Source organism: Rhodospirillaceae bacterium, assembly GCA_040219235.1.
In the GTDB taxonomy this organism is placed as follows: Bacteria; Pseudomonadota; Alphaproteobacteria; order Rhodospirillales; family Rhodospirillaceae; genus WLXB01.
Genome location: JAVJSV010000016.1, coordinates 39,008 through 60,971 on the forward strand (window position 1 = coordinate 39,008; position 21,964 = coordinate 60,971).

Genomic DNA, 21,964 nt, shown 5'->3' on the forward strand with positions numbered 1-21,964 from the left:
AGTCGGGCTAGGCCGGGAGCTTTTTGCGATAGCGTCTTCGCCTAGGCGATAATATCCGGAAACAGATTATCTCGCAGCGACGCAATCTGATCTTTCAACATCAGTTTCCGCTTTTTCAGGCGTGACAACTTGAGTTGGTCAAACTCGCCCTGGCTCTCCAGGTTGCTGATAACGTCATCCAAATCCCGGTGCTCGAGCTCTAAGGCTGCAACCTTGTCTTGGATCTTCTTTTGAGAGTCATCGGTGTCGGACATGAGGCATGCTTACTGAGTTACGGGACGCCTGTATAGGTGGCAAATGTCACGCCCTGAACGCGCGTTTCTGAGGAATATTTTCGCCATTTCGTACGAACCGAGTCGCGGGCGCTGGTATTCCCAGTTCTATATGATGGGACTGTTACGGTCACTGCGTCAAAGTCGCGGAAATCGGGCGATTATTTCGCAATTTCTGACCAAGCGACCGATTCCAACCTTAACTGCTACGAATATGAGGTAATTGGATAATAAAATTACTCTCAAAAAACCAAATAAAGTCAGCCAGTTAGACAAGCCTCTAGCGTTGACCGGCGCAGCGGCGTTAGCATGAGGTGTTGTGGATAAGTATAAATAGGAGTTTGTCTATGGGTACGGATGCTCGTCTGGAAACATTGAAAATGAAGCATGAAAAACTCGATCATGAGATCGAAGCAGAAGAAAACAGGCCATCTCCCGATCAAGCAACGGTCCATGCCATGAAGAAGCAAAAGCTTCGACTTAAAGATGAACTCCATCGAATATCTGGATAACCTGAAGCAATTAGACACGTCAGCAGGTAAAAATACCGACCTTATAAAAGGTCGTGCGCCCGTCAAGAGCAATACGTCAAGACCTAAAAGAAGTGGGTTTGGATCCCCCACAGAACCCCGACGGCCTGTCCTTCTTTGGACGGGCCGTCTTTTTTTAATCCCACGTTTTACCCCATGCGGCCTGTCTTTCTTTGGACGGGCCGTTTTTCTGAAGGATTTAATTTTCCTGGGTGCTTGGCCGGAACAAGTTTTCGGCTGTGACTTCTGGTGCGGCGGGAGCTTTTTTAGCTACCGGTGTTAGCTCTTCTTCTGGCAAAGGCTCCGGCTTGGGTGGCTCTATGCCTGCTTTTTTCGCGCGCTTTGCAGCGAGCAGCAGGGCTTTCTGAAGGTCCGGCTCGGAGCACAACCCGAGTGTAATGGGGTTCTGAGGTTTAATATTTTGAATGTTCCAGTGGGTACGATCTCGAATAGAATTGATTGTCGGTTTTGTTGTGCCCAGTAAACGTGAGACTTGTGAGTCCTTCAATTCAGGGTGATGACGCAATAACCACGCAATGGCATCTGGTCGCTCTTGGCGTTTTGAAACAGGTGTGTAGCGTGCGCCTTTGCCGCGGGCTGTAGGCTTCGGAATATCAGATTTGCTCAGCTTGAGTCTGTAAGACTCATTTTCTTCGCCACGTTTGATTTCATCTGCAGACAGTTGACCAGTGGTCGTTGGATCTACACCAACAATACCAACAGCAACTTCGCCGTCGGCGATGGCCTGAATTTCAAGCTCGTGCATGCCGGTAAACTCGGCAATCTGATCAAAGTTAAGCGTCGTATTATCGACCAGCCAGACGGCTGTCGCTTTTGGCATCAACGGCAAAGCCATGGAAGCGTCCTTTCGGGTGGGTGACCAGCATCCGCCAATCCTGGCGGTGGCGCGGTAAACTGCAAATTATGGCGATGGTATATCGGAAGAGGGGATATAGGGTCAAACCCGCAGAACGCCTAATTATCTTTCGTTCGCAGTAAAATTTTACCGATATGGCCACTGTTTTCCATCAGCGCATGGGCCTCAGATGCCTTAGAAAGTGGCAGAATACAGTCGATTCTGGGTCTGTAGTGACCGCCTTCGACCCACGGCCAGACGGTTTTTCTGATGGAATCAGCAATTCCAGTTTTAAAATTCGCTGATCTGGCCCGTAAAGTCGATCCCGTGATGGTGAGCCGTTTGAGCATGACCTGCATAAAATCAACTTCAGATTTTGAACCGCCAAGAAAGGCGATAAACACGAGGCGTCCGTCTGGTCTGAGGCATTTCAGATTGCGCGGAACATAATCCCCACCGACCATATCCAAGATGACGTTGACACCTTTTTGCGGGCGGTTTCTGATAACCTCTACAAAGTCCTGGTTTTTGTAATTTATGGCTATGTCTGCGCCTAAATCGAGGCAGGCTTGGCATTTTTCATCTGACCCGGCTGTGACAATGACCTCACTGCCGTGGGCTTTCGCCATTTGGATCGCGGTCGTTCCTATGCCGCTAGAGCCGCCGTGGATAAGAACTGAATCGGTGGCTAAGAGTTGCCCAAGCTCAAATACGTTATGCCACACTGTAAAAGTTGTCTCGGGAAGGGCTGCTGCTTCTATGAGACTGATGTTGCTCGGTATCTTCAGGCAAGACCCTGTGTCCGCGATCGCAAATTCGGCATAGCCGCCGCCCGTCAATAAGGCGCAGACAGAGTCGCCGACTTTAAGTCCCACCACATCTGAACCGATCGAATGAACGATGCCAGAGACTTCTAGCCCTGGAATGTCCGACGCGCCGTCCGGCGCTGGGTATTGCCCGAGGCGCTGAAAGACGTCTGGACGGTTCACGCCAGCGGCAGCGACTTCGATTAAGATCTGGTTGCGATCAGGTGTTGGAATAGAGCGTTGCCCCATGACTAACACGTCCGGGCCTCCAGACTCAGAGATTTCGACGCAGTTCATGACCTGATTATTCATGTTCTTTTGCATCCTCTTTCTTGTGGCGTAAAGTTAGGCGGACTTTAATGACCACAACCTGCACCGTCCAGGCCAGTGCAAGCGTTAGTAAGGGGAGGCAATTATGGATGGCGAAGAACTAGAACCGTTGCGCAAAAAGTCGAAACCTCGTGATCTGACGGTGATGTCGATTGAGGACTTGGAAGACTACATACAGACACTGTCGCAAGAGATTGAGCGCACCAAGAAAGCAATTAAGGCGAAACAGAGTGCGCGGATGGGTGCTGAATCAGTGTTTAAGTAACTAAGGGCTTGTGCGTAACCTGTGTCTTAAAGGTCAGCCAGTTCATCGCGATGGGCATCGGTCCAGGCAATCTCGAAAAGCGCCTTCGGTTTTTCGATACCCTTCATTTCGAACTCGCCGCGCGGCAGGAAGCCGAAACGCTGTCCTTGGCAAGACTGCACCACAACCTCTGAAACCCAGGCATGGCCATCGGCGGCTTTATCACAGATGCGTGCGGTCATTTGCACTGCCTGGCCAAAAAAGTCGTTCTCTTCTTCAACCGCTTCACCGGTGTTCACGCCTATTCTAATTTCAACTGGAATATCCGGGGTGGCTTTGTTGTGGGAGGCTATGGCTTGCAGCATCTGTATCGAAGCTGCGACCGCAGATGGACCATCGGGGAAGGTGGCCATAATGCCGTCACCCGTGTGTTTCACCTCTCGGCCATTGAATTTTTGGATTGCGCCGCGCACAGCATCATTGTGTGCCCGCACCGCCTTTTGGGCGCCAGCATTGCCTAATTGCTGAGTCATGGCCGTAGAGCCGACAATGTCGGTGAATAGAAATGTGAACATGTTGGGCACGGATGGTCTTTTTTCGGGTAAATTCCATTCTGTCAGTAACGCACTTAAGCCTGCGTTCGCTGCGGCTACGCCAGCCATAAAGTTACTCATGGCTTTACTGCCGGCCTGAATCATCCCTGCGTAGCGCGGATTTTGACTGTGTGCTGGAATATCGTCACAGAAAGACTGCGCGCGCGCGGCATTGGTGCCGATTAGGTTAAGGCCATCCTTGAGGAGGCCCAACATTACGTCGTTGGTGAGCCCTTTGGCCTGGCATATGGTTGTGCAAGCGCCACACATATAGAGGTTCATACCGAACTTGCTGAAGGTATTCAGTTGAGCATGTTCGCTTTGAATAGAGGTTACGGCATTTGTTAAAAACTTGAGAAATTCTGGTTTTGCTGCATCGGCAGGGCTTTTCGGTTTTTTCTTCTTTGCGTCAGCTTTCTTTTTCTCTTCGTCTTGTTTTGCTTTCTTTTGAGTGTCTTTTTTCTTTTTGTCGTCTTCCTTTTTTTTGTCCGATTTTTTGTCCCCGGTGGCCTTATCTTCAGGCTCCTGTTTTGCAGTGTCATCAGGTTTGTCGGTCTCGAAGCCCTCATCATCACCAAGGGACGGGGCGAGGCCATCTTCCTGTTCTTCTTGAGCCCTTACGCGCTTGGTTAACTCCTCAAGGTCAGCGTTGGCCAAATCTGAAACATCTGCTGGGACTCTTTTGCTTTTACTCGCCTGATTGATCGGAACCGTTTTGGGGGCGGGGCCACGATTTTTCTTCGGTTGCTTCTTAAATATCTGAACTAAATTGAACTTTTTGTTCAGATACATAAATGCTGTACCGAAGAACAATAAGATAAATGTACCGAAGACAAGAGCATTCCGGTTTCCGGATGGTACGAGACCAGCCTCAACCAACTGAAACAGAATCAGTGTAATGGCGAGAGAACCAATAACGGCAGTTACTAAGCTCAGAATGAATCCGGTCAGCACGACCAATATTGCGTTCTTAGCTTTTTTTCTCGTTTTTTGTTTTTTTGTTCGGTCATCTTTCTTGATCACCTGTTGGCGCTGAGCGCCACGCCCTAATTGACCTGCCGAAGAGCGTTCTTTGCTTTCAGATCGGCTTGCACCCCTGGCAGGTCCGGTCGCACTTTTGCCTTTTCTAGGCGGACCGCCAGGGTCACTAGCACCAAACATTGAGTCTGAATCTGTGATCTTTTTTGCGCGGTTGCCTTGGTAGGAGACGACTTCTTCTGTGGTGTTTGATTCTGGATAGAAGGTTTCGCGAATGACCCGCGCTGGGTAGCCAAGATTTGCCTCTACAGACTTCGCTTCCTCAATCGCAATTTCACGTTCTTGGGTTTCAAACCTTGCATGAACATGCCATCGGCCATTCTGAAAATAATAGACTTCGAAATGCTCAATCGCCATGTGCCGCGTACACTGCTTAACCAGCAGCCCTTTATCAACGGTCGAAAATTGAGTCTTGTGACCCCACCATTAAGGAGGATTTGTAGTCGTTAATGCCCCCCAACTCAACAATATGAGGATTAAACCCTAAGTTCGAATTAACGCGCAATGCGCGCAAATATGACAATGTTGCGATTAACGCGACTATGCCGGTACGGATGCCAATTTCCTGGCGGGAGGCTGTTTCCAGATAATGTCGTGCCCGTTGGACACATCAGAGAGGCTGGTGCTGGTATTCCAGCTATTTTGTAGGCGGGCGTCCCCAGCAATCTGACCGCTCTCTATTTGACTGCAAAGTTCGTTTAAGTATTCAAAAACATGTCCTGTTATGTCGGCACCATCGTGTGAGTTTTGACCTGCGGCCAGTGCCAGGCGCAATGTCGGCTCCGTTGCACTGTCATTTTCGTTGGTGCGCTGAATAAGCAGCGTTGCCCTTAGAGCGTCTTCTGGACCGGTAAAGCGGGCAAAGACACCCTTTCCAGTGTGACGTATTTCTTCACCGTTGAATCGGGTTAGGGCTGCCCGCACAACTCTATTATGGCGTTCAATATCGTCTGCTCCGTCAAAAGTATTCTTGATGGACAGTGACGACAGAAGAAATACATCAGCGACGGGGGGCGTTTGGCGCTCGGTTGGCTGTTCCCATTTCGCAATCGCAGCCCTTAAACTCTCGTTTGGTTTATTCGATAATTGCAGGTGTTGATACATCGCCTCTTCGCCAGCGTGAACGACTTCCTTGTTCTTTGGCATTTCCAGGTCTTGTTCAACACTCTTCAAAAAAGTCTCTCGTTCCTCGTTTGACTGTCCAAGCAAGGTTAAGGCTTCTGAGAGAACATCTTTCTCCTGCTGCGGTGTGAGGCCGCGGCGATCGGCAAGTGCCGCGGCACCGCCGGCTAAATACAGCGCTACACCATGCCGCGTTTTTGCATCTAATTTCGCCTGCTTGGTGCGTAGGTTCATAACCGTATCGCCCAAGAATCTAACCATCATTAGACGGTCTAAATCCATATCTGTCAGCGCGGTTGGTCGGTTTGCTTCGGACACAGCCGCTTTTATTCTGTCCGTAGCTCTGGAGTCATTTTCTAAATGAGGTTCTTCTAGGTAAGGTTCATTTTTAGGCTTTGGTTGCTCTGGTTTCTTTTCTCCAGCTTTTTTCTGGGTGCTGGCTTTTATCGCTTCGTCTTTAACTTGAGGCGTGGGCTTTTTTGGGGGAGCCGGAATAACTACTTCGCTAGTGAACTCTTCGGAGTCTTGGCTGTCGTCGGCATCATTTAACGTGTCAATGGAGTCTAAGTCCCCGCGTTGGACTTTCATATCATGTATTTCTTGAGCGCGTTCGCGCTCGCGTTCGCTGGAGTCATATTTCGGCTTGAACGACATTCCTTGCGCCGGCTTGGACATGGCGGTTTTGATTTGGCTTACAGCTCTTGAAGCTTTTTCATGCTTTGCAAACAGGCGTCGCCAGGGCACGTAGGCTTTATTGAGAGCGATACAGCTCACCCCGAACATCGCAATATACCAATACACCGATATTTTGGTGCCAATGTCGTTTGAGAGCGAAATGCCAAGCTTCGGCAGATTATTGAGCACTGTTCCGAGCAGGACAGTTAAGGCTGAAGCAATCAACAGGCTTGCCAATAGAGCCAACACCAGACGGGTTAAGAACTGACCGTGGCTGACAGGAGTGGTGTCTACGATACCGTTTTTGGGCTGATGAGCATTCTGATCAGAGCCGGTTTGGCGGGTTGTGTAAGTCCCCGGTCGTTTTCCACGAGGTTTGCGTTTCTGGGCTTTACTCTTGGCATTAGGGCTTATGTAGATAACCGATTCTTCAGAGTAGTTCAGATCACGATGATAGGTGTCTTTGATGACTTTGGCCGGGTAGCCGGTCTGATACTCGGTCTGTCTGGCATCAGATAATGCTTGGTCACGTTCAGCACCAGGATACCTCGCATGAAAGTACCAGCGACCTTCATCAAAGATATGGACTTCGTATTGAACAACTCTCAGCATATCGATTCAGTGATTATTGACGTTAAACACTAAACGTATTGATACCGGAAAAGGTTCGCGCCCAACACAAAAAAGCCGCCTTCCGAAGAAGGCGGCTACAATATCTTGTGCTTTTTTAGGGTTTTAGTTTTTCAAACCAAAATTTGAGAAACGCTTATTAAACTTTGCCAATTGACCGCCGGAATCGAGCAGGCGGTGAACCCCTGTCCAAGCCGGGTGGGTCTTGGGGTCAACGTCAAGACGAATCACATCGCCTTTTTTGCCCATCGTGCTGCGGGTGACGTATTCCGTGCCGTCGGTCATGATCACGGTGATTTCGTGATAATCAGGATGAATATTTTTTTTCATGGTTTTCCTCACCAAAAAGTCGCTGGGGTATACCGAACCAAGACTGGAGACGCAAGGCCCAAGGCGACCCAAAGCGGCACTAAGCTGCTGAATTTTGAATTATCTTTGGTCGACTTTGAGCTCAATACGCCGGTTTCGACTGCGCGCATCGGGCGTCTGGCCAGGGTCGATCGGCTGATACTCGCCAAATCCCGCCGCAGCGAGCCGTTCCGGAGTGATCCCCTGGGTCACTAAGTATCTGACAACAGAGAGCGCTCTTGCGCTGGATAACTCCCAGTTTGAGCGGAATTCAGCTGTGCTGATCGGCACATCATCCGTATGGCCATCAACACGCATGATCCAGTCAACTTCTTCCGGAATATCCCGTGAGATGTCTATCAGGGTCTTGGCCAATTGATCCAACTGGCGTTGACCTTCGATGCCCAAGTCAGCAGAGCCGCTGGAAAAAAGCACTTCGGATTGGAATACAAATCGGTCGCCAACAACTCTGATGCCGGGGCGGGTGCCCAATATGTCTCGCAAACGACCGAAAAACTCTGAACGATACTGCTGTAACTCTTGGACTTTTCCTGCCAAAGCCCGGTTCATTCGACGTCCGAGATCAGAGATCTGTGCTTTTTGTTCGGCTGATAACGCATCGGAGGCATCAAGGATTGCAGCAAGTCGACCGAGTTCTTCTCGCAAAGCTTCCAACTGCTGGGTCATAAGCGCGGCTTGAGCGCGTGCTTCTATGGTCAGCTTGCGCTCATCAGCAACTTGCCGCTCCCGCTCAACGACGCTGTCGCCAAGCCGTTCGATTTCGCTTTCTAACTCCGCCCGCAGGGCTTCAAGCGCCCGAATGCTCTGTTGCAACAGGGCCGCTTCTTGGCGTTGCTTCGAGAGAAGCGCCTGATCTGCTGCTGCGGCTTCAGCTGCGGCGTCTAACGCGACTTGCATGCGTTCCCGCTGTGCAGCGGCTGTCTCTGCTTCTGATGTTAAGACAGCGATTTGGCCGGAAAGCTCCAGATTTTCCATACGCAGGGCTGCCATGCCGTCCAGTTCAGCATTTGCAGTTTGTAATTGATCTGAAAGTTGGGAAACATTCAGGCGTAACTCCTGATTCTCTTGACGCTCAAGCGCGAGCATTTCGCCAATCTCATTCATCTGGAGGGTCAGTCTGTCCAGAGCTTCGTCTCGTCCAGAGAGGGCCTGACCGAGAAAGAACTGTCCAAGGACAAATACCATCAGAATAAAAATGATGATGATCAAAAGGGTCGCTAAGGCGTCGACGAAGCCAGGCCATATGTCTGTGGTTCTGCGGGTGCGGCGGGCGGGAGAGGCCATGACTGCTGCTTAAACCGGCTTAGTCGTTGTTCTCTGAGCGGCCACTTGAAGCTGCCACAGTCTTGGAAAGGAGTTTGATTTCAGATCGGATGTCTTTCACCATCTGATCTCTGCCGGACATCAACTCAGTCACCAAGCGCCCAAGCGCGTGATCGATATTGCGGATGTGGGTCTTGGTATCTTGGTCAAACCCGGCATTTTGAGGTTGGTTAAAGATGTCACCGAGTGATCCGATTTTTTCCAAAAGTGGTGCCAGATCTTTTTGATTTCCGGCAACCTTTAGAAGGACTTGCTGCTCTGCCTTCATCTGTTCTGTCAGCAAGGAAAGCTTCTCATTCATGGTTGCAAAGTGTTCGTTCGCCGCAATTCGGCTTTCTTCACTGCGCCCTAATATGCGCTGAAGTTCATCCAGGCTCTCGGCCGTTTGTTCGAGGAGGGCCTCCGTGTAAGCCGAGACACCTTGCTCACCGTCGCCAACACTGGTGCCAGAAGAGAGCCGTGTCATGCCAGACAGCCATTCTTCTAAGTCATTGTAGAAGGCGTTTTGTGCTTGTCCCGCTTGGAGGTCTAAGAACCCCAGAACAAGGGAACCCGCCAAGCCAAAGAGAGAAGATGAAAATGCCGTTCCCATCCCTCCCAAAGGTGCTTCAAGGCCTGCCTTAAGATCATTGAAAACGAGAGAGATGTCGTCGCCCGTGATCGACAGATTGCGGATAACGTCGCCCACGGAGGCGACCGTGCCAAGAAGACCCCAGAACGTACCCAGAAGGCCCAAGAAGATAGACAGTCCAACAAAGTAGCGGGCGAGGTCCCTTGATTCTTCAAGGCGGGAAGCGATCCCGTCCAAGAGAGTCCGCATAGCTTGAGCGCTGAGCGAGAATTTACCGCCGCGGCTGTTACTCTCTGACAACATGCGTGCCATAGGGGACAGGAGCCTAGGTCCAGTGCCGGAGAGGGATTGAGGCTCATCATCATTTGAAGTTGGCGCGCTTAGCCTCTTTTCCGCGCGGCCTTGAAACGATTCAAGCCACTCAATTTCGGGCTTCAGCATCACGACTTGCCGGACATTTAGCATGATGCCGATGAGCAGGACCCCGAGAATGAGACCGTTCAATAGTGGATTTGCGAGGAACGCATCGATAAGCGTTCCATATAGGAACGCACCTGCGACGCCGCCTGCGACTAAAAAAAGGATCATGCGTGTAAGAAAACGTGTCGTGTCTGTCATGCTGGATCCGCTGAAATACTTTCTAAATTTTCTCTAAAGCTACTCTAAGACCACATCGACACGGTTTGGCTCACCGCTCTCAATTTGGTCGCCAAGTGCTCTCACTTCAATCCGGGTGCTTTGAATGCCAGCGTCCATGAGAAACTCACGGACGGATAGTGCCCGGCTCAATGACATTCTGCGGACACTACTGGGCGAGCCATCGGCACTGCTCGCATATCCTAGCAATTGCACACGCAGATTACCGTCAGAATTCATTCGCTCGGTGACGGATGCCAAGCTAGCGGCGGCAGAGAGCGGTAAGTCTTTTTCTTCCGGGCTAAAAGCTATCGTGATTGGCGCGTTGGTCATCTCGGGCGGAAGCGATCCCACCTGGTCTGCTTGCGGCTGAATAATAGGTTCTGGTGCCGGGTCTGGCATGGACTCAACGGCAGGCCCCATTGTTATGGGTACACCTGATGCTGATACTTTTGGTGCAGGATCGGACATCTCAGCGGCGAGTGGAGCCGGAGGAGTTGGAGCCGTCGTTGCTACGGGGGGTGGCTCAGGCTCAGTGACCGATGGTGATGGGGCAACTGAAGTTACCGAGGTTGGCGGAGATGCTGCCGGAGGGGCCGGTTTAGGCACGGTTATGCTGGGTGTTCCTGCTGCACGATTTGGTATACCCGGGGGGGGGCGCAAAACTACGCGAGACTGTCCTGGTGTGACGGCGCTAACCCCAGGCGGTGGCCTTAGCACTATGCGGCCCGATGTCAGTGGCGCAGTTGGCATTAATAGGCGAGGAGCCAGTGCTCGTGAGTCTAGGTCATCAAGTACGTCAAGATTAACGGCAACACCTTCAGAATTTTGAGCGTGCACGTTTTGGTCCAAGCCTAATACAGCGCCGAAAATTGCGCAGGTCAGTGCTGTGTGTAACACCTGAGCGCGGATGTTTTGTCCGCAACGCCCCTTAGCCATATCTCAATCCTAACTTAGATCCCGTGTTTACTGCACAGGTTACCCCGTGAGGTCAGAACCCTACCCCAAGGGTGGCCTAACCGACAACGCCTGACATGAAACTCTCGCAAACTAACGGGCGCGCAGCCGTTCCGTCTTTTTGCCCGTCAAAAGATGGCTGAGCGGGCGATGCAGACGCGGATTTGTCGCTAATACGGACTCTCCGCTTAAACCGTCGCCTTTGCCGTCGATTTCGGTAATAAATCCGCCGGCTTCACGCACCAGAAGAATACCGGCAGCCACATCCCAAGGCTGAAGGCCTGTTTCCCAAAAGCCGTCGACTCGTCCGGCTGCGACATATGCCAGATCAAGAGAAGCGGACCCAAAACGCCTGATTCCAGCTGTTGCAGCCATCGCGGCCGTCAACTGGGGCATGTATTTGGCATGATCGCCACGCCCCAAATGCGGAATACCTGTCGCAAGGACGCAGTCCGACAAGTTTTCCCGCGACGCAACACGAAGTCTGCGGTTATTGCAAGTCGCTCCTTGACCTTTCTCGGCGACGAATAGTTCTTCGAAAATGGGATTGTAAACCAAGCCAGCGACCAATTCGCCGTGTTCCATCAAAGCAATCGAAATTGCGAAGTGTGGAATGCCATGGATGAAGTTGGTGGTTCCATCAATAGGATCAATGATCCATGTGCGGTTGGGGTCTTCACCCTTAACCTCACCAGATTCTTCCATAATGAAGCCAAATCCAGGCCGCGCTTTAGAAAGCTCATATTGAAGCGTTTTTTCGGTTCTCGTGTCAGCCGCTGATACAAAATCACTGGTGCCCTTGCGCGACACCTGCAGGTTCTCGACCTCACCGAAGTCTCGTTTGATCATGCGCGATGCTTTTTCAGCAGCGCCAACCATAACATTCAAAATTGGGGTCCGGACCGCCACTATTTATGGCCTCAGTCTTTGGCGCGTTCGACGTAAGTGCCGTCAATGGTATTTACGACGATGCGCGTTCCGGCTTCCACGAAAGGCGGAATCATCACTTTGACGCCGTTTTCAAGAATACCGGGCTTATATGAGGATGTCGCTGTTTGCCCTTTTACAACGGCGTCAGCTTCTACAACTTCAAGGGTCACGTTTTGTGGGACTTTAATACTGACTGGCTTACCTTCAATGGTATCTGCCATAACAGCCATGCCGTCCTGCAAATAGGGTGCCGCATCACCGATATCATCAGCAGTTAACACAAACTGTTCAAAGGTCTCAGTATCCATGAAGGTGTATTGATCGCCATCTTTGAAAAGATACTGACTATCAATTTCGCGGACCTCTAGTTTTTCAACAGAATCCTGGGTTCGCCATCGGTCATTAGATTTGTTACCCGATGCGATATCACGCATTTCGACTTGTATAAATGCACCGCCCTTGCCCGGTTGCAGCAGTTCAATCTTGAGGATTGTCCATTGTTTGTCTTGGTGTTCAATGACCATCCCCGGGCGCATTGTATTGGCTTGAATTTTCATGCTGTCATCGCCGCTGGAAGTGTGAAGAATGTCGGTCGAAAGTCCGACCGTGAGGCGGGCTTTTATCAGTTTGCCTTTAGCCGTGCAACGGGCTCGGCCTTCAAAGCCATGAGACATGTGAGTCATTACTATGCCGAGACCCAGCTGGGATAAGACACGTTACGCCGCGCGCAAGAGCAATTTGTACGCCCGTGCACGAATTCTAAAGGCTATCCGGACTTACTTTGATGACGAGGGATTTCTTGAGGTTGAGACGCCAATCCTGCAAGTTTCCCCTGGTATAGACCGCCATATTAGGCCGATAAAAGCATCTGTCGCCGGGGCGTTTACTGCGCCACATATGAACCGTTTTCTTCATACATCACCTGAGTTTGCCATGAAAAAACTTTTGGCTGCGGGCGAACGGCGTATTTTTCAAATTTGCCATGTATTTCGTGATCATGAGGATGGGCCTCTCCACCATCCAGAGTTCACGATGTTGGAATGGTACAGGGCAGGAGCGAGCTATGAGAGTCTCATAGAAGACGTGCAGGCTTTGGTGTTATTGGCGGCCGATGCCTCAAGCGCAAAGCAGTTTAAGTACCAAGATGTAGCGGTTTCCATCGAAAAAACATGGAAAAAGTTGTCTATTGCAGAGGCTTTTTCCGTTTACGCTGGCATCGATTTACTGGCTCAGGTGGAAGGTGATGCTGCTGAAAAAACGCGATCCTTTTTATCTGCAGCCCGTCAATCGGGTGTGAGATGCGAGGACACTGACTCTTGGGATGATATCTTTCATCGGGTGATGTTGGAAAAAGTCGAGCCAGCCTTAAAAAAGGGGCCGCCGATCTTTTTGTATGACTACCCAGCGCCGGTGGGGGCATTAGCGCGTCATAAACCGCTAGATCCAAGGGTCTGTGAGCGTGTTGAAGCTTATGCTTGCGGTGTGGAATTGGCGAATGGGTTTTCAGAATTGACAGATGCTGAAGAACAACGCCAGCGCTTCGAGCGGGACCGGAGCGTTTTTGAGACTCAATACGGGACGCAATTGCCAATTGATGAGGATTTTTTGATGGCCTTGGCGAGCGTTCCGCCTTCAGCAGGTATGGCTCTTGGCATCGATCGGCTGGCTATGCTTCTCACTGGTGCCGGTCAGGTCAAAGACGTGATGTGGTCCGAGGTTGACCTGGTTCGCGATTAAAAGGTCATGCCTGAAAATAAAAACGGCAGGACTGTGCCTGCCGTTTTAGATCATAGCGTTGAATGTATTTTCTATTCTGGTGGTGCACAGGCCGTTTCGATCATGGCAAGAGCTTCCGCCTGAAGGGCGGGATCGGTGATTTCGGCTGCCGCCAATTGCATCTCACCACACCAATACCCATGGTTCGAACTGCACTCAGCAGCGGTTCTGGTGGCAAACTCACCATTGGTTTCAGCCGGAACCCAGGGAGTGTATTCTGTTTCGTTGTCTTCAGCGATATCGGCAAGAAGCTCTTCGTATTCTATGCGGTCTTTACGGCTTTTTCTGGTGGCTTCAATCGCGGCGCTCTTTGAGCACATTGCTGCGCCCATAGCACCAATTTTCCATGCTTCTTCGCCCAAATTGGCAACTTCCTCAAGGCCATCACAGGTTTTAGTAGAAACGGGGCTGCAATGGTCCAGTTTCTTCTTTTTTTGCGCGGCCGGTTGGGCTGGAATTTCTTCTTCTTCTTCTTCTTCAGCAATCTCGGGAGGAGGGGGAGGCGCGACGTTTTTTGCTTCCTGCGCGTAGCTTTGGCTAACACCAAGGAAGAGAAAGGTTATGAGAAGTGCAATCCGGTATTTCATGTTTATCTGCCTGATTTCAGGTTCTAAGTCGAGGTCACATTATGCGGATCAGTCCCTAATGGGAAGGCCCAGAATGCCTCATTTTTTGATTATTGGGCCATTATCTCCGAAAATGAACGCACAGCACTTTCCGGGCCATCTTTATAGGCCCAAACACCAGCTGAGACGGCAAGGAAATCGGCGCCAGCCTCGATTAAAGGTTGGCAGTTCTCAATTGTAATACCGCCAATTGCAACAGATGGAACGTTTGTTGTTTCTGACCAGACCTCAATCAACTGAATTGGCGCTATTTCTATGTCTTGCTTGGTGTTTGAGGGGAAAAAAGCTCCAAAAGCGACGTAATCTGCGCCAGCTTCAGCTGCTGTCATCGCCAAATGGCGCGAAGTCTTACATGAAACGCCGACTGAGGCTTCTGCACCGACCAGTTTTCTGGCATCCCCATAGGACATATCTTCAGGACCAATATGGACTCCATCACATCCAGTAGATGCCGCGAGATCTGGCCGGTCATTTAATATTAACGCTACATCAGCCCGTGCACAGACAGGAAGAATCGCCTCCACTGTGCGCCGGATGATGTCATCATCAACGCCTTTTAAGCGCAGTTGGAGGCAAGCGACATCACCCGATTCAAAAACAGCGGGCAGCTGGGCTAGGAAACCGGCTGTATCCGCTATTTGTGGTGGTGTGATCAGATAAAGACGGCAAGCCATTCCAGAGCCTAGTCTTTACCTTTGTAGATGTTGATCAAGGTATCCAGCATAGCCATGGCGTCGTCTCTGGGGCGCTGGAATGTATTTCTTCCAATAATAGAGCCATTGCCGCCACCATCTCGAATGGCACGGGCTTCGTCGTAAAGGCCATCCAGACCTTTTTTACCGCCCCCAGAAAACACCACAATGCGTCGGCCTTCGAAGCAGCTTTGAACCACATGCGCAACGCGCTTTGACAGTGTGGAGCCGTCGATTTTTTCTTCTTTATAAACTTTTTCCGCTGCTGGCAGATCTAAGTGATCTGTGGGCAATTTAACTTTAATAATATGCGCACCAGCCAGAGCAGCCATGTGTGCTGCATAAGCAACAATATCTAAGGCAGTTTCGCCTTCTTTTGAGACATAGGCACCGCGGGGGTAAGACCACACTACAACCGCAAGACCAACGGATTTGGCCTCTTCAGTGAGTTCCCTGAGATCTTCAATCATTCCATACGCTTGCTGGGAGCCAGGGTAGATTGTGTATCCAATCGCAGAGCAGCCAAGCCGCAACGCGTCTCCAACGCTGGCCGTAATTGCCTGCGTTGGGGCGTCATTCTCTCCATTTAAAGAGTTAGCGCTGTTCATTTTGAGGATGGTTGGCACTGATCCGGCAAAGGTTGAAGCACCTGCTTCGATCATGCCGAGGGGGGCGGCAAAAGCAGATAATCCAGCATCAATGGCCAATTGCCAGTGGTAGTGGGGGTTGTATCCTTGCGGATTGGGAGCGAAGCTGCGTGCTGGCCCGTGCTCAAATCCTTGATCGACGGGCAAAATGACGAGCTTGCCCGTGCCGCTTAAGCGGCCCTGCATTAAAATGCGTGCCAGATTGGCCTTCGTGCCAGGATTATCGCTCTCATATGCGGCCAGTATTTTCTTGACGCGTTGAGTCAACTTCATCGCTTTTCTTTCCCCTGTCATTTGGAAGGCAAACCAACATTAGGTTTGAACTGTCTCAATGTTAGGCGGAAGATATATCGACCTGCTGCGTGCCTGAACAGACCCAATTCTTCGTGAAGTTAAACAGGGCCAGTTTTTTGTTCTAAATGTGGACGATTGACGCTTGCAATAGCTCTGCCTATGTTCCAGTAGTGGTTCAAGAAAAGGTGCCTAGTCCATTGAAAGATATTGCGATCTATAGACTCCAGCGTGTTGAGAAAGCGCTGAAACGACTAGGGGCTGCTGTTGATCGTCTCGAAGGCGCTGCAACAGCTATTGAGTTACCTGCAGAGGTGGATTCGAGTGTTCAGTCCGGTAATGGGCAGCTTAATTTCCTTCAGACTGAATTAGAGTCTGTAAAAGCGGACTATAATCGCCTGCGTATTGCCGCAACTCAGGTCGCTGATCGCTTAGATCAGACGATTGAAACGCTTGATACTTCAGATGCTGGCGATACTTCAGAATCCGTTAAGGATAGCAGTATCCATGCACAAGGCGCTCCGGGCTAAAGGTAAAATATAGATATGGCCCAAGTTTCGATAACTCTGCGTGGCAGAACCTATCAGATCGCTTGTGATGATGGACAAGAGGCTCATTTGAGTCGTTTGGGACGGTATCTGGACGAGCGTGCCACCAAGCTGCTGGAGTCAACCGGCCCCGTATCCGACAGCATGCTGTTGGTTATGGTGTCGCTGTTGATCGCAGATGAGCTCTCCGATGCGGCTGGGGAACTCGAAAATTTGAGGCGTAGCGGCAAAGGTGAGGCCCGGATTGAAGCCGAAGAAGCAATCGTGACCGCAATAGACGCAATGGCAACACGCATCGATAGCCTTGCTGAAAAGCTTGAACGTCCCTAAGTTGCGGCTGTGGAGCTGTCTGGTGCGTCAGGCTGTGGTTACTCCCAGGGGCGATATCGTAAGATCGGGAGCTGCCTCTCGTAGGGCTCTGGCTCTATGATCGCGGCGCCCACATTAACCCTGTGGCCCATGGCGAGGTCACGTTAGCCGACGGCTGTGACGGCTCCACGTTCTTTTTAGTATAGGTTTTGAGAATGTCACAATCGGCCCAGGGCCAAAGCCAAGCCGAAAAGGCTGCCCTCAGGTCTGAGATGCTCGCATTGCGGAAAACCCTCAAAGCCAGCCATCCAAGAGCTTCTAGCCAGCTTAGCGCGCAGTTAGAGCGGCATATTAAGTTTGGCCCACAAACTGTGATTGCGGGCTACTTTGCGATCGGTGACGAAATCGACCCACAAGAAGCACTCATGCGACTGCAAGACCGAGGAGCCACACTCTGCTTGCCCGTTGCAGGTCAGTCCGGTGAAGTTCTGACCTTTAAGGCTTGGCGGGTTGGTCAACCGCTAGACCGCGGACGTCACAAGACTTATCAACCGGGCGCGCACTCTGACGAACTTGTGCCCAGTGTAGTTTTGGTTCCAGTGGTCGCATTTGATAGTGCAGGGTTCCGGCTTGGGTTTGGCGGCGGGTACTATGACCGAACTTTAAGTTATCTAAGGCAAAGCAATAATATAGTAGCCTATGGAGTAGCGTTTGATGAACAACAGGTTGAGGCCATTCCTGTTGAGCCATTTGATGCTCAATTGGATGGTGTTTTTACGCCGACACGATTTATTGAAACCGAATGTGTTGGGCAGGTCTCGCTATGAGGGTGATGTACCTTGGCGACATTATGGGCAAAGTCGGTCGTCAGGCTGTGATTGACTTAGTGCCAGAGTTACGCGACCGGCTTGGCCTGGATTTTGTTGTCGCTTGTGGGGAAAATGCAGCCCACGGCTTTGGCATCACAGTCAAGATTTGTGAAGCTTTGTTCGCGGCTGGTGTCGACGTCATTACGACTGGCAATCATGCCTGGGATCAACGGGAGATCATTGATTACATTCCAACGGAACCCCGCTTATTGCGGCCTCTGAATTACGCAGAGGGCACACCAGGTCTCGGCGCTGGCCTTTATCAAACAGCAGATGGACGTCGTGTCGCCGTATGTCAGGTCATGGGTCGTTTGTTCATGCCGCCGATTGATGACCCGTTCCGCGCTTTGGAAGGCTTTCTGGCCGGGACTCAACTGGGCAGGGATGCAGATGCGATTATTGTGGATATTCACGGTGAGGCGACCAGCGAAAAGACGGCCCTTGGGTGCGTGGCGGACGGCAGAGCTTCGCTTGCTGTAGGAAGTCATTCCCATATTCCGACAGCGGATACGCGTATTCTTCCTGAAGGCACTGGGTATCAAACTGACGCAGGGATGTGCGGACCTTATAATTCTGTAATCGGCATGGATGCGGGGATTGCTTTACGGCGCTTTGTGGCGAGCCTTCCAGGAGAGCGGTTGGAGCCTGCGACGGGACCTGCGACGCTGTGCGGCGTGGTGGTGGCCACCGATGACCGTACCGGCCTGGCGGACACAATTCATCCCATCCGTGTAGGGGGCGAATTGGCGGAAATCCTTCCCCCAGCCGCGTAACATCGCTTGACAGCGGCAGGCTCCGCTTGTCATTCAGAGGCCCAACGTTTGCTGGGTGAGAAACACAACATCTGGTATGCTACAATAAAGTGGGTCGCCGCTATTGGTGGCCGCAAGGACGGTGTTATGGCGGGTCATTCCAAATTCAAGAATATCATGTTTCGCAAGGGTGCTCAGGATAAGAAGCGCTCTAAGCTGTTTACCAAGCTGGCAAAAGAAATCACTGTTTCGGCAAAAATGGGTATGCCTGACCCGGATCACAATCCGCGGTTGAGAGCTGCCATTGCGGCGGCGCGCGCCCAAAGTATGCCCAAAGACAATATCCAAAGAGCCATAGATAAGGCGACCGGTGGTGACAGTGAGAATTATGAAGAAGCCAGATACGAAGGCTATGGGCCGGGAAACGTTGCGCTGATTGTCGAAGCCTTGACAGATAACCGCAACCGCACAGCTGCAGAGGTCAGAACGGCCTTCAACAAGGGCGGCGGAACAATGGGTGAAACCAATAGCGTTGCTTTTAGTTTTGACCGTGTTGGCCTGGTTAAGTACTCCGCCGATGCCGCAAATGAAGAGGGCATTATGGAAGCGGCCATTGTGGCAGGCGCAGCTGATGTTGAGTCCTCAGAGGACGGGCATGATATTTACTGCGATCCCAATGATCTCAATATCGTACAAAAAGCCTTGGAAGATGCTCTAGGCGAGCCTGAAAGCGCCAAATTGGACTGGCGTCCACAGACTACAGTCGAGCTTGACAAAGAAAACGCTGAAAAGCTTTTCAACCTGCTTGAAGTGCTGGAAGACAACGATGACGTCCAAAATGTCGCGGCCAATTATGAGATCGACGACAGCATTTTAGCTGAACTCGGCTGACTGACGTCTGAACCACAGGAATTACGAATGGCCATTCGGCTCTTAGGGTTAGACCCAGGACTTCGCGCAACGGGATGGGGCGTTATAGATGTCGATGGTAACCACCTTAGCGCAGTGGCGAATGGGACGGTGTGCGCATCTGCCAAAGATGATCTCGCAATTCGGCTGCAGTTTATTTTTTCACATCTCACCGAGATCATAGACATTCATCGACCAAATGAATGCGCGATCGAAGAGACATTCGTTAATAAGAATCCGACCTCAACGCTCAAACTGGGGCATGCGCGGGCCGCAGCGATGCTGGCTGCTTCAAATGCCGGATTGAGCGTTTCTGAATACACACCGAATGCAGTCAAAAAAGCGGTCGTTGGGGCTGGTCATGCGGATAAACACCAAGTTGAGACCATGGTCGCGATGCTGCTCCCTGGCCACAAAGCGGCGTCGTCTGATGCTGCAGATGCGCTGGCAGTGGCGATTTGTCATGCCCATCATCGGGTATCCGGCCAGAGATTAGAGCGCGCCATCGCCGGGGGAGCCGCGCGATGATTGCGAAGCTAAAAGGCATCTTAGATAGTGTTGGCGATGACTGGGCCGTTATTGATGTTTCCGGTGTTGGGTACCAGGTGTTCTGTTCGTCGCGAACGCTAAGCGAGCTGCCCCAACAAGGCGAGGCGGTTACGCTGTCTATTGAAACACATGTCCGTGAAGATCACATACATTTGTATGGGTTTGCGTCAGCCCGGGAGCGCGAGGCATTCTTGCTGGTCACGAAAGTTCAGGGTGTTGGGAACAAAGTCGCATTGGCGATTTTGTCTGCCCTCAGTCCCGATCAGATTGCCGAGGCTGTCGCAGCTCAGGATAAAACCCCCTTCACACGCGCTTCTGGTGTTGGTCCTAAGTTGGCGGCCCGGATCGTGACTGAACTTAAGGACAAGTTTGCAGCGATCGGATCTTATGCCGCATTAGCGTCGGTAAAGCCCGGAGTAAAAACATCAATATCAGAAACTCAAGCAAAAGCCGGACTGGTTGACGACGCAGTGTCTGCTCTGGTTAACCTTGGCTACGGTCGGGCAGATGCGTTTGGCGCGGTATCTCGGGTGCTTCAAAACAACCCTGCCGATATGACGCTGGATATCGTCATCCGTGACGGACTGAAGGACCTTTCAAGTCATGGCTGAAGACCGGGTCATTTCAGGCGGCGAACAACAAGACGATGCGGATGCGAAACTTCGCCCACAGCGTTTAAGCGAGTTCATCGGCCAACAGTCGTTGCGTGAAAATCTTAGCGTTTTTATCTCAGCGGCTGCGGCCCGAAGCGAGCCCCTTGATCACGTTCTTCTGCATGGGCCACCGGGTCTGGGTAAGACAACGCTGGCGCAAATCGTCTCCCGAGAGTTGGGCGTCGGGTTCCGGGCGACCTCTGGACCAATGATCGCGAAAGCTGGCGACTTGGCGGCGATCTTGACCAATCTTGAGGCGCGCGATGTGCTGTTTATTGACGAGATACATCGCCTCAATCCCGCCATAGAAGAGGTGTTGTATCCGGCTATGGAAGATTTCCAGCTGGATCTCATTATAGGCGAGGGACCAGCGGCTCGTTCGGTACGGATAGAATTGCAACCTTTTACACTTGTTGGCGCAACAACGCGTTCAGGTCTTTTGACGACACCCTTGCGTGACCGCTTCGGTATTCCGTTGCGCCTTGAATTTTATGAGCCTGATGACTTAGTCAGTATTGTTACCCGTGGCGCAGCCATTCTTAACCTGAAAATGGCATCTGATGGTGCGTTGGAAATTGCAAAGCGCTCAAGAGGGACGCCCCGGGTTGCGGGACGTCTTTTGCGCCGTGTCCGGGATTTTGCTGCAGTTGAAGGCACCGAGATTGTTGACGCCAAGGCTGCGGATGCTGCTTTACAAAGGCTCGACGTTGATATTCTTGGTCTTGATGCTATGGACCGTCGTTACTTGATGTGCATCGCTGAATTCTACGGCGGTGGCCCGGTTGGCGTGGATACATTATCGGCGGCTTTAGCAGAGGAACGCGATACGTTAGAAGATGTGGTTGAACCCTTCCTTATACAAAAAGGGCTGATCCAGCGAACGCCTCGGGGTCGTATGTTGTCTGAGAGTGGCTATCGACACATTGGGGTGTCTGCGCCGCAACAACGAGAGCAACCCCAACTTGATATGCTTGGTGAGGCGGAATGACCGTATCCTTACCGCGCTCTTCAACCGGCGTGATGGACGGTCCAGTTCATCTTTATCCGTTACGCGTTTATTACGAAGAGACAGACGCGGGACGTATGGTATATCACGCGAATTATCTCAAGTTTGCTGAGCGCGCCCGCACCGAGATGATGCGTGTCAATGGTCTTAATCATATTGAAATGATCGAGACGCATGGCTTGGTGTTTGCTGTTCATTCGGCTGACGTAAAATACATTCGTCAGTCCAAGCTTGAGGATGAACTCATCGTTCAGACTCACCTGGATCGTCTCGGTGGTGCCTCAATGGTGATGCATCAGCGGATCAATCGGATGGATGAGTCTGGCATTGGCGAGGCCGTTGCGGATTTGAAAATCAAACTGGTGGTTGTCAATGAAGAGGGCAAGCCGCGGCGCTTGACCTCCGCCTTGAAAGCTACACTTGAACGTTTACGTAAACAGAAGGGTTAGTTGGGT

At 51.3% G+C, this 21,964-nt stretch carries 27 protein-coding genes; 13 read left to right on the forward strand and 14 right to left on the reverse strand.

The features are described 5' to 3' along the window. Nucleotides 1-41 precede the first annotated feature (41 nt). Nucleotides 42-254 carry a YdcH family protein gene (locus RIC29_14720; GenBank protein ID MEQ8736177.1) on the reverse strand — a complete coding sequence of 71 codons (213 nt, stop codon included), beginning with the start codon at nucleotides 252-254 and terminating at the stop codon, nucleotides 42-44. Between the two features lie 365 nt (nucleotides 255-619). Here RIC29_14720 and RIC29_14725 point away from each other — a divergent pair, with 365 nt between their 5' ends. After that, on the forward strand, nucleotides 620-784 hold the full coding sequence (locus RIC29_14725) for a YdcH family protein (protein ID MEQ8736178.1): 165 nt from the start codon (nucleotides 620-622) through the stop codon (nucleotides 782-784). 217 nt (nucleotides 785-1,001) lie between these two features. Here RIC29_14725 and RIC29_14730 read toward each other — a convergent pair whose 3' ends face one another. Together RIC29_14730 and RIC29_14735 are read right to left on the reverse strand one after the other, a co-directional pair. Continuing rightward, nucleotides 1,002-1,658 (reverse strand): DUF1013 domain-containing protein, encoded by a 657-nt coding sequence (locus RIC29_14730; GenBank protein ID MEQ8736179.1) that lies wholly within the window; start codon nucleotides 1,656-1,658, stop codon nucleotides 1,002-1,004. A 119-nt stretch (nucleotides 1,659-1,777) separates the two neighbouring features. After that, nucleotides 1,778-2,776 carry an NAD(P)H-quinone oxidoreductase gene (locus tag RIC29_14735; GenBank protein MEQ8736180.1) on the reverse strand — a complete coding sequence of 333 codons (999 nt, stop codon included), beginning with the start codon at nucleotides 2,774-2,776 and terminating at the stop codon, nucleotides 1,778-1,780. Between the two features lie 103 nt (nucleotides 2,777-2,879). Here RIC29_14735 and RIC29_14740 point away from each other — a divergent pair, with 103 nt between their 5' ends. After that, nucleotides 2,880-3,059 carry a DUF1192 domain-containing protein gene (locus tag RIC29_14740; GenBank protein MEQ8736181.1) on the forward strand — a complete coding sequence of 60 codons (180 nt, stop codon included), beginning with the start codon at nucleotides 2,880-2,882 and terminating at the stop codon, nucleotides 3,057-3,059. A gap of 26 nt (nucleotides 3,060-3,085) precedes the next feature. On the opposite strand, the gene RIC29_14745 is transcribed toward RIC29_14740, so the two are convergent. The 6 genes from RIC29_14745 to RIC29_14770 form a co-directional block, all read right to left on the reverse strand. Next, on the reverse strand, nucleotides 3,086-5,026 hold the full coding sequence (locus RIC29_14745) for an adenylate/guanylate cyclase domain-containing protein (GenBank protein ID MEQ8736182.1): 1,941 nt from the start codon (nucleotides 5,024-5,026) through the stop codon (nucleotides 3,086-3,088). A 183-nt stretch (nucleotides 5,027-5,209) separates the two neighbouring features. Further along, complete coding sequence (locus RIC29_14750; protein ID MEQ8736183.1) at nucleotides 5,210-7,078, reverse strand: hypothetical protein; 1,869 nt, start codon at nucleotides 7,076-7,078, stop codon at nucleotides 5,210-5,212. 123 nt (nucleotides 7,079-7,201) lie between these two features. After that, the gene (rpmE, locus tag RIC29_14755) at nucleotides 7,202-7,426 is read right to left on the reverse strand and encodes a 50S ribosomal protein L31 (protein ID MEQ8736184.1); all 225 of its coding nucleotides are present in this window, start codon (nucleotides 7,424-7,426) and stop codon (nucleotides 7,202-7,204) included. A 99-nt stretch (nucleotides 7,427-7,525) separates the two neighbouring features. After that, complete coding sequence (locus tag RIC29_14760) at nucleotides 7,526-8,749, reverse strand: peptidoglycan -binding protein (GenBank protein MEQ8736185.1); 1,224 nt, start codon at nucleotides 8,747-8,749, stop codon at nucleotides 7,526-7,528. 19 nt (nucleotides 8,750-8,768) lie between these two features. Beyond that, entirely contained in the window at nucleotides 8,769-9,977 is a 1,209-nt protein-coding gene (locus RIC29_14765; protein MEQ8736186.1) for a flagellar motor protein MotA, read from the reverse strand. Between the two features lie 39 nt (nucleotides 9,978-10,016). Next, nucleotides 10,017-10,418: an OmpA family protein gene (locus RIC29_14770; protein ID MEQ8736187.1), complete on the reverse strand. Its 402-nt coding sequence runs from the start codon at nucleotides 10,416-10,418 to the stop codon at nucleotides 10,017-10,019. A 4-nt stretch (nucleotides 10,419-10,422) separates the two neighbouring features. Here RIC29_14770 and RIC29_14775 point away from each other — a divergent pair, with 4 nt between their 5' ends. Next, on the forward strand, nucleotides 10,423-10,827 hold the full coding sequence (locus RIC29_14775) for a hypothetical protein (protein ID MEQ8736188.1): 405 nt from the start codon (nucleotides 10,423-10,425) through the stop codon (nucleotides 10,825-10,827). 218 nt (nucleotides 10,828-11,045) lie between these two features. Here RIC29_14775 and RIC29_14780 read toward each other — a convergent pair whose 3' ends face one another. Together RIC29_14780 and efp are read right to left on the reverse strand one after the other, a co-directional pair. Continuing rightward, nucleotides 11,046-11,861 carry an inositol monophosphatase family protein gene (locus RIC29_14780; protein MEQ8736189.1) on the reverse strand — a complete coding sequence of 272 codons (816 nt, stop codon included), beginning with the start codon at nucleotides 11,859-11,861 and terminating at the stop codon, nucleotides 11,046-11,048. Nucleotides 11,862-11,872: 11 nt separating this feature from the next. Then, the gene (efp, locus tag RIC29_14785; GenBank protein MEQ8736190.1) at nucleotides 11,873-12,439 is read right to left on the reverse strand and encodes an elongation factor P; all 567 of its coding nucleotides are present in this window, start codon (nucleotides 12,437-12,439) and stop codon (nucleotides 11,873-11,875) included. A 130-nt stretch (nucleotides 12,440-12,569) separates the two neighbouring features. Between efp and epmA the strand changes: the two genes are divergently transcribed. Next, nucleotides 12,570-13,619 (forward strand): EF-P lysine aminoacylase EpmA, encoded by a 1,050-nt coding sequence (epmA, locus tag RIC29_14790; protein ID MEQ8736191.1) that lies wholly within the window; start codon nucleotides 12,570-12,572, stop codon nucleotides 13,617-13,619. Between the two features lie 71 nt (nucleotides 13,620-13,690). Here epmA and RIC29_14795 read toward each other — a convergent pair whose 3' ends face one another. The 3 genes from RIC29_14795 to RIC29_14805 form a co-directional block, all read right to left on the reverse strand. Further along, on the reverse strand, nucleotides 13,691-14,245 hold the full coding sequence (locus RIC29_14795) for a hypothetical protein (GenBank protein MEQ8736192.1): 555 nt from the start codon (nucleotides 14,243-14,245) through the stop codon (nucleotides 13,691-13,693). Between the two features lie 89 nt (nucleotides 14,246-14,334). Next, nucleotides 14,335-14,958, reverse strand: coding sequence for a thiamine phosphate synthase (thiE, locus tag RIC29_14800; GenBank protein MEQ8736193.1), 624 nt, complete (start codon nucleotides 14,956-14,958; stop codon nucleotides 14,335-14,337). Nucleotides 14,959-14,966: 8 nt separating this feature from the next. Then, the gene (locus RIC29_14805; GenBank protein MEQ8736194.1) at nucleotides 14,967-15,896 is read right to left on the reverse strand and encodes a class I fructose-bisphosphate aldolase; all 930 of its coding nucleotides are present in this window, start codon (nucleotides 15,894-15,896) and stop codon (nucleotides 14,967-14,969) included. A gap of 218 nt (nucleotides 15,897-16,114) precedes the next feature. Here RIC29_14805 and RIC29_14810 point away from each other — a divergent pair, with 218 nt between their 5' ends. The 9 genes from RIC29_14810 (at nucleotide 16,115) to RIC29_14850 (ending at nucleotide 21,958) form a co-directional block, all read left to right on the forward strand. Further along, nucleotides 16,115-16,444, forward strand: a complete 330-nt coding sequence (locus tag RIC29_14810) for a hypothetical protein (GenBank protein MEQ8736195.1) — start codon at nucleotides 16,115-16,117, stop codon at nucleotides 16,442-16,444. A 15-nt stretch (nucleotides 16,445-16,459) separates the two neighbouring features. Further along, entirely contained in the window at nucleotides 16,460-16,792 is a 333-nt protein-coding gene (zapA, locus tag RIC29_14815; protein MEQ8736196.1) for a cell division protein ZapA, read from the forward strand. 194 nt (nucleotides 16,793-16,986) lie between these two features. Next, a complete protein-coding gene (locus RIC29_14820; protein MEQ8736197.1) occupies nucleotides 16,987-17,598 on the forward strand; it encodes a 5-formyltetrahydrofolate cyclo-ligase in 612 nt (203 codons plus the stop codon). Next, nucleotides 17,595-18,413 (forward strand): TIGR00282 family metallophosphoesterase, encoded by an 819-nt coding sequence (locus tag RIC29_14825; protein MEQ8736198.1) that lies wholly within the window; start codon nucleotides 17,595-17,597, stop codon nucleotides 18,411-18,413. Before RIC29_14820 ends, RIC29_14825 begins: the two co-directional genes overlap by 4 nt. A 126-nt stretch (nucleotides 18,414-18,539) precedes the next feature. After that, the gene (locus RIC29_14830) at nucleotides 18,540-19,283 is read left to right on the forward strand and encodes a YebC/PmpR family DNA-binding transcriptional regulator (GenBank protein ID MEQ8736199.1); all 744 of its coding nucleotides are present in this window, start codon (nucleotides 18,540-18,542) and stop codon (nucleotides 19,281-19,283) included. Nucleotides 19,284-19,310: 27 nt separating this feature from the next. Continuing rightward, nucleotides 19,311-19,829, forward strand: a complete 519-nt coding sequence (ruvC, locus tag RIC29_14835; GenBank protein ID MEQ8736200.1) for a crossover junction endodeoxyribonuclease RuvC — start codon at nucleotides 19,311-19,313, stop codon at nucleotides 19,827-19,829. After that, nucleotides 19,826-20,461 carry a Holliday junction branch migration protein RuvA gene (ruvA, locus tag RIC29_14840; GenBank protein MEQ8736201.1) on the forward strand — a complete coding sequence of 212 codons (636 nt, stop codon included), beginning with the start codon at nucleotides 19,826-19,828 and terminating at the stop codon, nucleotides 20,459-20,461. Before ruvC ends, ruvA begins: the two co-directional genes overlap by 4 nt. After that, nucleotides 20,454-21,491, forward strand: a complete 1,038-nt coding sequence (ruvB, locus tag RIC29_14845; protein ID MEQ8736202.1) for a Holliday junction branch migration DNA helicase RuvB — start codon at nucleotides 20,454-20,456, stop codon at nucleotides 21,489-21,491. The genes ruvA and ruvB overlap by 8 nt, the downstream gene beginning before the upstream one ends. Continuing rightward, nucleotides 21,488-21,958, forward strand: coding sequence for a YbgC/FadM family acyl-CoA thioesterase (locus tag RIC29_14850; GenBank protein ID MEQ8736203.1), 471 nt, complete (start codon nucleotides 21,488-21,490; stop codon nucleotides 21,956-21,958). Before ruvB ends, RIC29_14850 begins: the two co-directional genes overlap by 4 nt. Nucleotides 21,959-21,964 lie beyond the last annotated feature (6 nt).

Bases quoted from the DNA above. Each gene is read 5' to 3' on its own strand.
- RIC29_14720 (MEQ8736177.1), bottom strand. From the start codon at position 254: ATGTCCGACACCGATGACTCTCAAAAGAAGATCCAAGACAAGGTTGCA.
- RIC29_14725 (MEQ8736178.1), top strand. From the start codon at position 620: ATGGGTACGGATGCTCGTCTGGAAACATTGAAAATGAAGCATGAAAAA.
- RIC29_14730 (MEQ8736179.1), bottom strand. From the start codon at position 1,658: ATGGCTTTGCCGTTGATGCCAAAAGCGACAGCCGTCTGGCTGGTCGAT.
- RIC29_14735 (MEQ8736180.1), bottom strand. From the start codon at position 2,776: ATGAATAATCAGGTCATGAACTGCGTCGAAATCTCTGAGTCTGGAGGC.
- RIC29_14740 (MEQ8736181.1), top strand. From the start codon at position 2,880: ATGGATGGCGAAGAACTAGAACCGTTGCGCAAAAAGTCGAAACCTCGT.
- RIC29_14745 (MEQ8736182.1), bottom strand. From the start codon at position 5,026: ATGGCGATTGAGCATTTCGAAGTCTATTATTTTCAGAATGGCCGATGG.
- RIC29_14750 (MEQ8736183.1), bottom strand. From the start codon at position 7,078: ATGCTGAGAGTTGTTCAATACGAAGTCCATATCTTTGATGAAGGTCGC.
- rpmE (MEQ8736184.1), bottom strand. From the start codon at position 7,426: ATGAAAAAAAATATTCATCCTGATTATCACGAAATCACCGTGATCATG.
- RIC29_14760 (MEQ8736185.1), bottom strand. From the start codon at position 8,749: ATGGCCTCTCCCGCCCGCCGCACCCGCAGAACCACAGACATATGGCCT.
- RIC29_14765 (MEQ8736186.1), bottom strand. From the start codon at position 9,977: ATGACAGACACGACACGTTTTCTTACACGCATGATCCTTTTTTTAGTC.
- RIC29_14770 (MEQ8736187.1), bottom strand. From the start codon at position 10,418: ATGGGGCCTGCCGTTGAGTCCATGCCAGACCCGGCACCAGAACCTATT.
- RIC29_14775 (MEQ8736188.1), top strand. From the start codon at position 10,423: ATGGGTACACCTGATGCTGATACTTTTGGTGCAGGATCGGACATCTCA.
- efp (MEQ8736190.1), bottom strand. From the start codon at position 12,439: ATGAAAATTCAAGCCAATACAATGCGCCCGGGGATGGTCATTGAACAC.
- epmA (MEQ8736191.1), top strand. From the start codon at position 12,570: ATGCCGAGACCCAGCTGGGATAAGACACGTTACGCCGCGCGCAAGAGC.
- RIC29_14795 (MEQ8736192.1), bottom strand. From the start codon at position 14,245: ATGAAATACCGGATTGCACTTCTCATAACCTTTCTCTTCCTTGGTGTT.
- thiE (MEQ8736193.1), bottom strand. From the start codon at position 14,958: ATGGCTTGCCGTCTTTATCTGATCACACCACCACAAATAGCGGATACA.
- RIC29_14805 (MEQ8736194.1), bottom strand. From the start codon at position 15,896: ATGAAGTTGACTCAACGCGTCAAGAAAATACTGGCCGCATATGAGAGC.
- zapA (MEQ8736196.1), top strand. From the start codon at position 16,460: ATGGCCCAAGTTTCGATAACTCTGCGTGGCAGAACCTATCAGATCGCT.
- RIC29_14820 (MEQ8736197.1), top strand. From the start codon at position 16,987: ATGTCACAATCGGCCCAGGGCCAAAGCCAAGCCGAAAAGGCTGCCCTC.
- RIC29_14825 (MEQ8736198.1), top strand. From the start codon at position 17,595: ATGAGGGTGATGTACCTTGGCGACATTATGGGCAAAGTCGGTCGTCAG.
- RIC29_14830 (MEQ8736199.1), top strand. From the start codon at position 18,540: ATGGCGGGTCATTCCAAATTCAAGAATATCATGTTTCGCAAGGGTGCT.
- ruvC (MEQ8736200.1), top strand. From the start codon at position 19,311: ATGGCCATTCGGCTCTTAGGGTTAGACCCAGGACTTCGCGCAACGGGA.
- ruvA (MEQ8736201.1), top strand. From the start codon at position 19,826: ATGATTGCGAAGCTAAAAGGCATCTTAGATAGTGTTGGCGATGACTGG.
- ruvB (MEQ8736202.1), top strand. From the start codon at position 20,454: ATGGCTGAAGACCGGGTCATTTCAGGCGGCGAACAACAAGACGATGCG.
- RIC29_14850 (MEQ8736203.1), top strand. From the start codon at position 21,488: ATGACCGTATCCTTACCGCGCTCTTCAACCGGCGTGATGGACGGTCCA.